At 52.5% G+C, this 12,406-nt stretch carries 9 protein-coding genes; 7 read left to right on the forward strand and 2 right to left on the reverse strand.

Going from position 1 to position 12,406, the window contains the following annotated elements; genetic code table 11:
- Positions 1–35: 35 nt before the first annotated feature.
- Entirely contained in the window at positions 36–1,886 is a 1,851-nt protein-coding gene (locus tag N7387_RS00280) for a sigma 54-interacting transcriptional regulator (RefSeq protein ID WP_279796052.1), read from the reverse strand.
- A 535-nt stretch (positions 1,887–2,421) separates the two neighbouring features.
- Here N7387_RS00280 and ygeW point away from each other — a divergent pair.
- Genes ygeW through arcC form a run of 5 tightly spaced genes read left to right on the forward strand, consistent with a single transcriptional unit; the run spans position 2,422 to position 8,533 of the window.
- Positions 2,422–3,609, forward strand: coding sequence for a knotted carbamoyltransferase YgeW (ygeW, locus tag N7387_RS00285; protein ID WP_279796054.1), 1,188 nt, complete (start codon positions 2,422–2,424; stop codon positions 3,607–3,609).
- A 59-nt stretch (positions 3,610–3,668) separates the two neighbouring features.
- On the forward strand, positions 3,669–4,871 hold the full coding sequence (gene dpaL / locus N7387_RS00290; RefSeq protein WP_279796055.1) for a diaminopropionate ammonia-lyase: 1,203 nt from the start codon (positions 3,669–3,671) through the stop codon (positions 4,869–4,871).
- 19 nt (positions 4,872–4,890) lie between these two features.
- Positions 4,891–6,108 carry a YgeY family selenium metabolism-linked hydrolase gene (locus N7387_RS00295; protein WP_046892061.1) on the forward strand — a complete coding sequence of 406 codons (1,218 nt, stop codon included), beginning with the start codon at positions 4,891–4,893 and terminating at the stop codon, positions 6,106–6,108.
- Positions 6,109–6,162: 54 nt separating this feature from the next.
- Positions 6,163–7,554, forward strand: a complete 1,392-nt coding sequence (hydA, locus tag N7387_RS00300; RefSeq protein ID WP_279796056.1) for a dihydropyrimidinase — start codon at positions 6,163–6,165, stop codon at positions 7,552–7,554.
- A 46-nt stretch (positions 7,555–7,600) separates the two neighbouring features.
- Positions 7,601–8,533, forward strand: a complete 933-nt coding sequence (arcC, locus tag N7387_RS00305; protein ID WP_262858866.1) for a carbamate kinase — start codon at positions 7,601–7,603, stop codon at positions 8,531–8,533.
- Between the two features lie 55 nt (positions 8,534–8,588).
- On the opposite strand, the gene N7387_RS00310 is transcribed toward arcC, so the two are convergent.
- Positions 8,589–10,214, reverse strand: coding sequence for a mucoidy inhibitor MuiA family protein (locus N7387_RS00310; RefSeq protein WP_279796058.1), 1,626 nt, complete (start codon positions 10,212–10,214; stop codon positions 8,589–8,591).
- 259 nt (positions 10,215–10,473) lie between these two features.
- Here N7387_RS00310 and N7387_RS00315 point away from each other — a divergent pair, with 259 nt between their 5' ends.
- Together N7387_RS00315 and N7387_RS00320 are read left to right on the forward strand one after the other, a co-directional pair.
- The gene (locus N7387_RS00315; protein WP_279796059.1) at positions 10,474–11,703 is read left to right on the forward strand and encodes an MFS transporter; all 1,230 of its coding nucleotides are present in this window, start codon (positions 10,474–10,476) and stop codon (positions 11,701–11,703) included.
- Between the two features lie 146 nt (positions 11,704–11,849).
- Entirely contained in the window at positions 11,850–12,401 is a 552-nt protein-coding gene (locus tag N7387_RS00320; RefSeq protein WP_262864613.1) for an RNA 2'-phosphotransferase, read from the forward strand.
- Positions 12,402–12,406 lie beyond the last annotated feature (5 nt).

Below are 12,406 nucleotides of genomic sequence, written 5' to 3' on the forward strand. Positions count from 1 at the left end.
GCGGCTTTGGCACACATTTCTTCTTCCGCTTACTGCTACCCGGCGGATAACTCGTACTTTTTAATCTTCCGGTACAGCGTGGCGATACCGATCCCCAGCTCCTCTGCCGCCTGACGCTTGTTGTCATAGCGCTGCAGTGCTTCGCGGATCATCTGTTTTTCCATCTCTTCCAGCATGGTTTCCCCGTGCAGTGCCGGATCCTCATCCGCTGCTGCCGCAGGTACGCTTCTGACCGGAATGGTAATTTCACTGCGGTGGATATCCCCGCTGTTCTGAACCGGTGCGGCAGTACCGCTTATCATCTGCGCCGCATGTCTGGCAACGTTCGGCGGCAGCAGTGAGATATCAATCACCTCACCCGGCGGCACCACGTTGACCAGATATTCCACCAGGTTACTCAGCTCACGCAGGTTGCCCGGCCACGGCCATGCATTAATGACCGCCATCACTTCATCCGAAATGCCCGGATACACCAGACCAAGACGTTTGGTATGCACATTGAGGAAATGGTGTACCAGCAATTCCACATCACCGTGACGCTCACGCAGCGGCGGCAGGGCAATCGGGATAACATTGAGGCGGTAATAGAGATCCTCGCGGAATTTGCCTTCACTGACAAACTGTTCCAGATTCTGGTTGGTCGCGGACACAATCCGGATATCGACCGGGATGGTCCGGCTTGAACCAATCGGCTGCACTTCGCGTGATTCTATCGCACGCAATAATTTCGCCTGAACAATCAGCGGCATATCGCCGATTTCATCCAGAAACAGCGTGCCTTTATCTGCCGCCTGAATCAGACCCTGTTTTCCGTTGGCGGACGCGCCGGTGAATGCGCCTTTCACATAACCGAATAATTCACTTTCCAGTAACTGCTCCGGTATCGCCGCACAGTTAATGGCAATAAACGGTTTTTCACTGCGATTACTCAGTTTATGGATAGCCCGCGCCACCACTTCTTTACCGGTGCCGCTCTCGCCGGTGATGAGAATACTCGACGGGCTCGGTGCCACGCGGGAAATCAGGTGTTTCAGCTGACGGATAGGTTCGGATTCCCCGACCAGGTGCTCAATCAGCAATCCGTTTTCATCACGGCGCACTTCATTCATATCAATCGCCGCGTGAGACTGATGGAACGCCATCAGGAACATCTGACAGCCGTTAACCACATGAAGCTGCCCGATAATAATATTGCTCTCCCCTTCCCAGGAGACAATATGCTGCAAATGCCCGCGGTTCAGACTCTTGAAATAGGTCAGCGGGCGGATGGCAATGGTTTTGCCGGAAATCTTTTCGTGCGGGACATTGAGGATCTTAAGAGCATGCGGATTGGCAAATTTCAGGTGATTTGCCTCATCCAGGATCAGAACGCCCTGATCCATAAACTCTATCAGGCTCAGTAATACCTTTTGTGCGGCATTACGGCCTTCCTGTTCATCCAGCAGTTTAGCCACAAAAATAGTGGAAATATGCTGCACATAATCCGAGAAGTCATGGATATTATCCCGGATGCGCTCCTGCTGTTCAGAGGTGACAGCCACCAGGCTGATAACCCCGATACAGCGATCCTGGAAGATGATCGGTGTACCGATAAACGCTTTCTCCTTACAGTTATCTTTATCCACGCAATTGAGGCAGAGCGGATCAAAACAGGAGTGCGTGACTATCTTTTCTTTTTTGGTATCCAGCACATAGCGGAGCAGCTGGGAATTATTGGTCAGACGGTGTCCGAGATGCTGGTTAAACAGCCCTGTTCCGGCAATCCTTGTCAGTTTGTCATCAACGATTTCAACATCAAGCTGTAACACACTGGCGAGCATTTTGCTGAAGTGAACAATTGTCGGCTGTATCTGCATCAGCACAGATGGTGATTTTTCAGTGATCATGCTTACGACTTCCTATGCTCTTAAAACGACATATCTAAAAGAAAGTACATAACGCGACAAATTTATGATTTTATTATAGTTATTTATCAACAGGCTGAATTATCACCCGTTAATAGCACAAGATTGCCAGAGTTTTATCACCGAAACTCCAACGCATGTACAAAAATCACACTTTTCTTCAGATTTGATAATGAAACTGGAACCGCCGTCACTCTATTTTATCAATATGATAAATCCGCCGGGGTGTTTATCATTCTGGCCCCGCTTCCGGCCGTTCCGTCCTCTCACCGGTCTGATCCCGGTGACTTTTCACCCTTACTGAAAATAACTTTCATTCGCATTTGTCACACATAACCCCGCTCTCAGCCCCTGATAATTGTGATCATCATCCCGATTTTACCCTGTATATCACCTCCGGCAGATCATTCCGGCTGATTTGGCATGCTTATTGTTAATAGTCACAGTACACATGCAGAAATGCCTTCTTCTCACTGCATATTCAATTGTCACCGGCCATTTCATATAGGATTTAAAGATGAAAAATGTTAATGAATTATTGAAAGATATCGCCAGACTGAAATCGAATCTTCATCAAAAGGATTTTTTACTTACCTGGGAACAGAGTCAGGATGAACTGACGATGGTGCTTGATATTGCAGCCGCACTGAAAGGGCTGCGTGCCGATAACATCGCCACCAACGTATTCACAAATGGCCTTGGCATCTCTGTTTTCCGTGACAACTCCACCCGTACCCGTTTCTCTTATGCCTCTGCACTGAATATGCTCGGCCTGGCCCAGCAGGATCTCGACGAAGGTAAGTCTCAGATTGCTCACGGCGAAACTGTGCGTGAAACGGCCAACATGATTTCATTCTGTGCGGATGCCATCGGTATCCGTGACGATATGTACCTCGGCGCCGGTAACGCCTATATGCGTGAAGTGGGTGCGGCACTGGATGAAGGTTTTGAGGAAGGCGTTCTGCCGCAGCGCCCTGCGCTGGTTAACCTGCAGTGTGATATCGACCACCCGACACAATCTATGGCTGACCTGGCCTGGTTACGTGAGCACTTCGGTTCACTGGAAAACCTGAAAGGCAAAAAAATCGCCATGACCTGGGCGTATTCACCAAGCTACGGTAAACCACTCTCTGTACCGCAGGGCATCATCGGTCTGATGACCCGTTACGGTATGGACGTGACGCTGGCACATCCGGAAGGTTATGACCTGATCCCTGACGTTATTGATGTGGCGAAAAACAACGCCAAACAGTCCGGCGGCAGCTTTAAGCAGGTTACATCGATGGAAGACGCGTTCAAAGATGCGGATATCGTGTATCCGAAATCCTGGGCACCTTACAAAGTCATGGAACAGCGTACCGAACTGCTGCGTGCCAATGACCATGACGGCCTGAAAGCCCTTGAACAGCGCTGCCTGGCTCAGAACGCCAACCACAAAGACTGGCATTGTACTGAAGAGATGATGAAGCTGACCAAAGACGGTGAAGCGCTGTACATGCACTGTCTGCCTGCGGATATCACCGGTGTTTCCTGTAAGGAAGGGGAAGTGGAAGAGGCTGTATTCGAGAAATACCGTATCGCCACTTACAAAGAAGCCAGCTGGAAGCCGTATATCATCTCCGCCATGATTCTGGCCCGCAAATTCCCGCAGCCTGCCCTGGTTCTTGAGCAACTGCTGAAAAACGCACGTAAACGTATTTTATAAATCCGGATCCCGGCCGTCACCGGCCGGGTTCTTTTCCCGATGATATGAGGTGAGGCTCTATGTCTGTCTTCTCACTGAAGTTAGATATTTCAGATAACCGTTATTTCAACGGCAAACACTCCCCGCTTTTTTCCCGTGAAGAAGCACATAAAGCGCTGACGTTTCATGAGAAAATTACGGGTTACCATCCGACACCACTGTATGACATGAACGATCTCGCCGCCCTGTTCGGCGTACGTCATATCCTGGTGAAAGATGAGTCACAGCGTTTTGATCTGAATGCATTCAAAATTCTGGGCGGCTCTTATGCTATCGCCCACCTGTTGTGCGAAAAGTACAACATGGATATTAACGATTTCTCTTTCGAGAAACTCAAAAGCACCCTGACTGAAAAAATGACGTTCGCCACCACTACTGACGGCAACCACGGCCGCGGTGTGGCCTGGGCGGCACGCGCACTCGGTCAGAAAGCGGTGGTGTACATGCCGAAAGGCTCCGCACAGGAACGTGTGAATCACATTACCGGCCTCGGGGCGGAGTGTATCGTCACAGATATGAACTACGACGATACCGTCCGTCTCACCATGGAAAATGCCAAAAAACACGGCTGGATCGTGGTTCAGGATACCGCCTGCGAAGGCTACACCAAGATCCCGACCTGGATTATGCAGGGCTACACCACGCTGGCTGCCGAAGCCGTTGCCCAGATGAAAGAGATGAAGATTCAGCGTCCGACCCACGTGCTGTTACAGGCCGGTGTGGGTGCGATGGCCGGCGGTGTGCTGGGCTATCTGGTCGATGAGTTCGGGGCAAAAGATCTGCATTCCATTATTGTCGAGCCGGATCTGGCTGACTGTCTCTACCGTTCCAGCCTGAAAGGCGAAATCGTCAATGTCGGCGGCGATATGGCCACCATCATGGCGGGCCTGGCCTGCGGCGAGCCGAACCCTATCGGCTGGGATCTGATGCGTAACTGCGCGACACAGTTTATCTCCTGTGAAGATGCGGTGGCTGCTCTCGGCATGCGTGTCCTCGGTAACCCGTACGGCAAAGACAGCCGCGTGATTTCCGGTGAATCCGGCGCAGTCGGTCTCGGTGTGCTGGCGGCGGTTAACTATCATCCGGAACGTGCGGAACTGATGGAAAGACTCGGCCTGAACAGTGATTCCGTCATTCTCGTGATCAACACCGAAGGTGACACCGATACCAAACATTATCGTGAAGTTGTCTGGGAAGGTAAAAACCCGGCGCAGAAATATTAACTAATTGGAGTATTGAAACATGGCTAAGCAAATCCCGTTTGATGAAATTGTCAAAAAAGCTGAACACTATAAAAAAGATATGACCCGTTTTCTGCGCGATATGGTGGCAATTCCCAGCGAAAGCTGCGACGAAAAACGCGTGATTCACCGCATCAAAGAAGAGATGGAAAAAGTCGGCTTTGATAAAGTGGATATCGACCCGATGGGGAACATTCTGGGCTATATCGGTCACGGCCCGCACCTGATTGCCATGGATGCGCATATCGATACCGTGGGTATCGGTAACATCAAAAACTGGGAATTCGACCCGTACGAAGGTATGGAAAACGACGAAATCATCGGCGGACGCGGTACCTCTGACCAGGAAGGCGGCATGGCCTCTATGGTCTATGCCGGTAAAATCATCAAAGATTTAGGTCTGGAAGATCAGTACACCCTGCTGGTGACCGGGACTGTTCAGGAAGAAGACTGTGATGGTCTGTGCTGGCAGTACATCATCGAGCAGGACAAAATCAGACCGGAATTCGTGGTCAGTACCGAACCGACGGACTGCCAGATTTACCGCGGCCAGCGCGGCCGGATGGAAATCCGCATTGATGTGCCGGGGATCAGCTGCCACGGCTCCGCACCGGAGCGCGGCGATAACGCTATCTTCAAAATGGGTCCGATTCTGGGCGAGTTACAGGAACTGTCAAAACGTCTGGCACACGACGATTTCCTCGGCCAGGGCACACTGACGGTTTCTGAAATTTTCTACACCTCACCAAGCCGCTGTGCGGTTGCTGACAGCTGCGCAGTCTCTATCGACCGCCGTCTGACCTGGGGCGAAACCTGGGAAGGCGCACTGGACGAAATCCGCGCATTACCGGCTGTCAAAGCCGCGAAAGGCGTGGTTTCTATGTACACCTATGAGCGTGCTTCCTGGACCGGTCTGGTCTATCCGACAGAGTGCTACTTCCCGACCTGGAAAGTGGAAGAAGATCACTTCACCGTGAAGACACTGGATCGCGCTTACCGCGGCCTGTTCAACAAAGAGCCGGTTGTTGATAAGTGGACTTTCTCCACCAACGGTGTTTCTATCATGGGTCGTCACGGCATTCCGGTTATCGGTTTTGGTCCGGGCAAAGAGCCTGAAGCTCACGCACCAAACGAAAAAACCTGGAAAGATCACCTGGTGACCTGTGCGGCAATGTATGCGGCCATTCCGTTAAGCTATATGGCTGAACTGAAAAAATAATCTTGTCTTACCGGCCCCGTACTGATGTGCGGGGCTTTTTCAGGAGTACCCCCTATGCGCACACTGATTATCAACGGCACCGTTGTCAATGCAGACGGACAATACCGGCACGATGTTCTGATTGAAAACGGCCTGATCTCACAGGTTGCACCGGACATTGCCCCGGAGACAGATGACCGCGTTATTGATGCACAGGGATGTTATGTTTTTCCCGGCGGTATTGATGTTCATACCCATTTTAATATTGATGTCGGCCTTGCCCGCAGCTGTGATGATTTTTACACCGGCACGCGTGCGGCAGCCTGCGGCGGTACCACCACCATTATCGATCATATGGGATTTGGTCCGGCGGGTTGTTCACTGCACCACCAGCTTGAGAATTATCACCGCTACGCCAAAGGACGCGCCGTTATCGATTACAGTTTTCACGGCGTGATCCAGCATATCAACAACGATATTTTAAAGGAAATTCCGCTGATGGTGGCGGACGGGATCAGCAGCTTCAAACTCTATCTGACCTATCAGTACAAACTGGATGATCCGGATATTTTACGTGCCCTGCAACAGCTTAACCACGCCGGGGCGCTGACCACCGTGCATCCGGAAAATGATGCGGTGATAGCGCAGCGCAAAGCAGAGTTTGTGAAGAAAGGACAGACTTCGCCGATTTTCCATGCCCTGAGCCGCCCTGCGGAATGCGAGGCGGAAGCGATAGGCCGGATGATTAATCTGGCGCATATCTGCGGCAATGCGCCGCTCTATATCGTCCACCTTTCCAACGGATTGGGTCTCGATTACCTGAAGATGGCGAAAGCCCGCCACCAGCCGGTCTGGATAGAAACCTGTCCGCAGTATCTGTTCCTTGATGAGCGCTGTTATGAGCGTGATGACGGCCTGAAATTTATTCTCAGCCCGCCGCTGCGTAACCGCCGGGAAGCCGATGCTCTGTGGCTGGGTATTGATGACGGCGCGATTGATGTGGTCGCCACCGACCACTGCACCTTCCCGTATCAGCAGCGCCTGGCGCTGTCCGGCGGGAATTTCACCCGCTGTCCGAACGGCCTGCCGGGAGTTGAAAACCGTATGTTACTGCTGTTTTCCGCAGGCGTGATGCAGGGACGGATTTCACCGGAACACTTTGTTTCCCTTACCAGTGCGATGCCGGCAAAACTGTTTGGTATCTGGCCGGAAAAAGGTGTGATCCGCCCGGGCGCGGACGGTGATATCACCATTATCGACCCGGCGCAGGAAACCACTATCCGCCATGCGGATCTGCATGATAACGCGGACTACAGCCCGTATGAGGGAATGACGGTACAGGGCGCAATCCGCTGCACACTGTCGCGCGGTGATATTGTTTACCGTGACGGCGAATTTTCTGCTGAACCCGGCCGCGGTCGTTTCCTGAAACGCCGTCCGTTTAAGGCGCCGCACCGGTGTTATTAATTTTTTCCGATTATCGTTTCAACTCATTTATTACGGGTAAAAAAGGATGAAAAAAACAATCGTATTAGCACTGGGCGGCAACGCACTGGGAAATGATCTTCCGGGACAGATGGCTGCCGTCAAAACCACCTCTGTCGTGATTGCCGACCTGATTGCTCAGGGATATCGCGTTGTGGTCACACACGGTAACGGCCCGCAGGTGGGGATGATAACCGGTGCCTTTGAGGCTGCCAGCAAAACCGAAGCCAAATCACCGGTTCTGCCGATGTCAGTCTGTGTGGCACTGAGCCAGGGATATATCGGTTATGATTTGCAGAACGCACTGCGTGAAGAGTTGCTGAACCGGGGTATCAATAAGCCGGTTGCCACCATCGTGACACAGGTGGAAGTGGATGCGGCGGATCCGTCATTTAAAAACCCGACCAAACCTATCGGCGCGTTCTACAGCAAAGAAGAAGCGGAAGCTCTGAGCAAGAAAGGGTTTGAGATGCGCGAAGATGCGGGCCGTGGTTACCGCCGCGTGGTGTCATCACCAAAACCGGTTGATATTATTGAAAAAGAAACCGTCAAAGCCATGCTGGATGCTGATCAGCTGGTGATCACTGTCGGCGGCGGCGGTATTCCGGTGATCCGTGACGGTAACACACTGCACGGTGCCAATGCGGTTATCGACAAAGACTGGGCGAGCGCCAAACTGGCGGAGATGATCGATGCGGATATGCTGATTATCCTGACTGCCGTGGAAAAGATTGCCATCAACTTCGGCAAACCCAATGAGCAGTGGCTGGATAAACTGACATCTGCGGATGCGCAGCGTTATATCGATGAGAAACATTTTGCGCCGGGTTCGATGTTACCGAAAGTGGAAGCCGCCCTCTCCTTCAGCCGCAGTAAAAAAGGCCGCAAAGCGCTGATTACGTTACTGAATAAAGCCAAAGACGGTATTGAGGGTAAAACCGGTACGGTTATCGGCGATTAATCTTCTTTTTTTGATATAACGGCCGGGCTTCCCGGCCGTTTTTCTGCTGCGATAATTATAAACCGCTGATAGGTTTTTCTTTCGGGTATTTCAGTGTATAACTCAGCGGCAGTTCCATGACCTGCTGCGGCTTCAGTTCGGCTTTCCATTCCACTTCACCGGTCTGTTTATTGACAGTTCCTTCCCCGGTTTTGACATCTTTCACCAGGATATTGCTGTCCTGACTGACCGGGATCTGGTCATAAACCGTCACCACCAGCGGCGCTTTGGCAAAAGAGGATAAAGTAATCATATAGCCTTCGCTCTGTTCAACCGCAGAGCCCAGAATACCCGGATGTTTTGTCAGCTTACTGTCCACCTTACGGCTGACCTGAATATCTTTATTCATGCCGAACGGCAGTTCCAGCTCATTAGTGATCAGGCCGGAATCGAGATAGGTCTGCCCGATATAACGGTTATCAAAATAGATATTCGCCTTACCGCTGAGCAGATTCAGCGCCGGTGCGTTTTCCACAACCGCCTGTAAATACACATGTTCGTCCATCTTCGGTCGTGTGATATAACGGTATTTTCCGTCCAGCGCCGTCTGTTTGATGGTCAGGGAACGGGATTCCGGAACGGACGGCAGGGAATACGGTTTATCAATGCGGTACGTCAGGCTGATACCGTTACTTTCTGCGGTAACAAACGACGAGATCCCGCCTGCAGGGGCTTTTTTCACTGAGCGGTTACGGCTGTAATCTTTATCCTCCGCCATCATGGCTAACGGGGCAGGTGCCATTTCCCCCATCACCGCATACTCATTGATCAGTGACAGATACTGCGGATAGAGCTGCGGCGGGGCAATACTCTGTACCGGGTCAGCGGATGACAACACCAGTTCCACCTGATCCCAGTCGATACCGGTGTTCTGTATCACATCCGCTTTGTAGGTCAGTGTCACGGGCTTATCCATACCGGCGCTGCGGATATCATAGGACGGCGCCCAGGCCGCATCCGGCGTGATATAGTCGATATCCAGTTCCGCTGTCACCGCTTTTTTCGCGGACACATTCAGCACCAGCTGCGTGCGGCGCGCCTTAAACTGTGCGACTTTCTCTTCATACTGCGCTTTCAGCAGGTTCAGTGCTTCGGTTTTTTCATTGATTTGCCGGGTGTATTCCAGCTGTTCCGCATAGATTTTTGCCATCTGACTGCGGATAAAATCCAGCTTCTGCACCGATTGTTCCTGTGTCAGCGGCGCACCGCCGGTGCCGAAGAAATTCTGATCCCGCAGCAGACCCAGCTGTTCGTTATTCACTTCCGTCTGCATATTCAGCTGCTGAATCGCCCGATCCTGCTCCTCAATCTGCGCCTTCATGGCATTGATGTCGTCTGAATACACCGGCTTTTCAATTTCGCTGCGCAGATTGACGGACTGAATAATGACATCATCATTATTCAGCATAACGGATAAGCTGCCCGGATTAATATTTCCGGCCACATTGGTCAGGATCACATCACTGTCACCGGCAGGCAGATTCAGTGTTGCACTGTTACTCAGCTCTGCCCCGCGCAGGAAAATCGTGGCTGTGTTAAGTTTTACATCCTGAACAATGACATTCGGTTTGCCCGCCGCCGCCGCGGTTACCGCCATACCGGCGATCAGCAGGGTACTTTTAACGCCAAAGGTTAATGCCATTACGTAACTCCCTGATTATTATCATCACGATTCCGGCACCGCATACCGGCAGGCCGCTGTGTGCACCATAACACACCATAGTAGAACAGCTGCCATAACGAAGATAACGGAATAACCTTAAAAGCGCGGCTGTCCGCTGTTTGCCGGGCTTTTTATATGTTACTGCTTCTTTAAAACCGTATTTTATGATTAACATTTGCACGCTTATTGTTTAGTATACTAAACACGTTTCATCTGACGGATAAAAAAGGTCGCAACCATGACGACACTCCGGACACACACGGCAGCGACTGCCACTTCACGCAACAAGTTGTTATGGATAGCCGGGATGGGCTGGACATTTGACGCCATGGATGTCGGGCTGCTGGCGTTTCTGCTGGCTGCCTTACAGGCAGACTGGGGGCTGAGTGCCGCACAGCTCGGCTGGATCGGCAGTCTCAATGCCGCCGGGATGGCAGTCGGTGCCTTTGTTTTCGGTCTGATGGCAGACAGAAAAGGCCGCAAACCGGTATTTATTCTCACTCTGCTGCTGTTCAGTCTGGGATCCGGACTGACGGCTGTCGCCGGTTCGCTGGCGGTGGTGCTGGTGCTGCGCTTTTTCATCGGTATGGGGCTTGGCGGAGAACTGCCGGTGGCCTCCACGCTGGTCAGTGAGAGCGTGGCTCCTCACGAACGCGGACGCGTGGTCGTGCTGCTGGAAAGCTTCTGGGCCGTGGGCTGGCTGATTGCGGCACTGATTGCCTATTATGTTATCCCGGATTACGGCTGGCGCACGGCGATGCTGCTCAGCGCCCTGCCTGCGCTGTATGCCCTGTGGCTGCGGGCAAAACTGCCGGAGCCGGTATCCCGCTATACCGCGCAGGAACGCCCGAAACTCACCGTGGCGCAATCAATGGCCCTGATCTGGTCACCACAGTACCGTCGTGCCACCCTGATGCTGTGGATCCTGTGGTTCTGTGTGGTGTTTTCCTATTACGGTATTTTTCTCTGGCTGCCGGGCGTGGCGATCCTCAAGGGATTCAGCCTGATAAAAAGCTTCCAGTATGTGCTGATCATGACACTCGCCCAGTTGCCCGGCTATTTCAGTGCCGCCTGGCTGATTGAACGTTACGGCCGCAAATTCGTGCTGGTCACCTATCTCGCCGGAACAGCAATCAGTGCTTACGGGTTCAGTTGCGCGGAAACCGCCACGGCACTGGTCATTTCGGGCATGCTGCTCTCATTCTTTAACCTCGGTGCCTGGGGGGCGCTCTACGCCTACACGCCGGAACAGTATCCCGACAGTGTCCGCGCCACCGGCGCGGGAACTGCCACCGCCATCGGACGGATAGGCGGGATCCTCGGCCCTCTGCTGGCCGGGTACCTGATTCAGTATCAGTTTGCTGTCAGCACCATTTTCCTGATCTTCAGTGCAGCGGTGGTGATCGCCATTCTTGCGGTCATTTTTCTCGGTGCGGAAACCCGCAACCGCGAACTCAGTACCATTTAAGCCACATCCTGACGGCGGTTATTCCGCCGTCAGGGCCTGATGCAGCGCATAGTTATCGCTGTCATTCCTCCCCTTTACCGCAACAGGCGCGTATAATTCCGCCATGATGTCACAACCGGATCACCGGTAAAAACCGTAAAAAGAAAATGAATCAATACGATAAAATCAGTAAATTTCTGAGTTATGTCCTGCGGCACCAGCCGGAGTCCATCGGCATCCGCCTCGACAATGAAGGCTGGACAGATATCGCCGTTCTGCTGCATCAGGCCGCTGCTCACGGCACACCGTTTGACCGTGAAACGCTGGAAAAGGTGGTGGAAACCAACGACAAAAAACGGTTTACGATCTCATCCGACGGCATGTATATCCGCGCGGCACAGGGGCATTCCGCCGGACAGGTGGCGATCGATTACCCGCCGCAGACACCACCGGATAGTCTGTATCACGGCACGGCTATCCGGTTTATCAGTGATATCTGTGAACTGGGATTAATTGCCGGATCACGGCACTATGTCCACCTCAGCGCGGATGAAGATACCGCACTGGCTGTCGGTGCCCGTCACGGCAAACCGGTGGTGCTCACCATTGCCGCCGGGGAGATGCATAAAACCGGGTATCCGTTCTATCTGGCGGATAACGGCGTCTGGCTGACGCCGCATGTACCGATAAAATACCTGTCGCAGAAAAAACCCGGCTGACCGGG

This window comes from Morganella sp. GD04133, from assembly GCF_029835375.1.
Taxonomy (GTDB): domain Bacteria; phylum Pseudomonadota; class Gammaproteobacteria; order Enterobacterales; family Enterobacteriaceae; genus Morganella; species Morganella morganii_B.

Bases quoted from the DNA above. Each gene is read 5' to 3' on its own strand.
- N7387_RS00280 (WP_279796052.1), bottom strand. From the start codon at position 1,886: ATGATCACTGAAAAATCACCATCTGTGCTGATGCAGATACAGCCGACA.
- ygeW (WP_279796054.1), top strand. From the start codon at position 2,422: ATGAAAAATGTTAATGAATTATTGAAAGATATCGCCAGACTGAAATCG.
- dpaL (WP_279796055.1), top strand. From the start codon at position 3,669: ATGTCTGTCTTCTCACTGAAGTTAGATATTTCAGATAACCGTTATTTC.
- N7387_RS00295 (WP_046892061.1), top strand. From the start codon at position 4,891: ATGGCTAAGCAAATCCCGTTTGATGAAATTGTCAAAAAAGCTGAACAC.
- hydA (WP_279796056.1), top strand. From the start codon at position 6,163: ATGCGCACACTGATTATCAACGGCACCGTTGTCAATGCAGACGGACAA.
- arcC (WP_262858866.1), top strand. From the start codon at position 7,601: ATGAAAAAAACAATCGTATTAGCACTGGGCGGCAACGCACTGGGAAAT.
- N7387_RS00310 (WP_279796058.1), bottom strand. From the start codon at position 10,214: ATGGCATTAACCTTTGGCGTTAAAAGTACCCTGCTGATCGCCGGTATG.
- N7387_RS00315 (WP_279796059.1), top strand. From the start codon at position 10,474: ATGACGACACTCCGGACACACACGGCAGCGACTGCCACTTCACGCAAC.
- N7387_RS00320 (WP_262864613.1), top strand. From the start codon at position 11,850: ATGAATCAATACGATAAAATCAGTAAATTTCTGAGTTATGTCCTGCGG.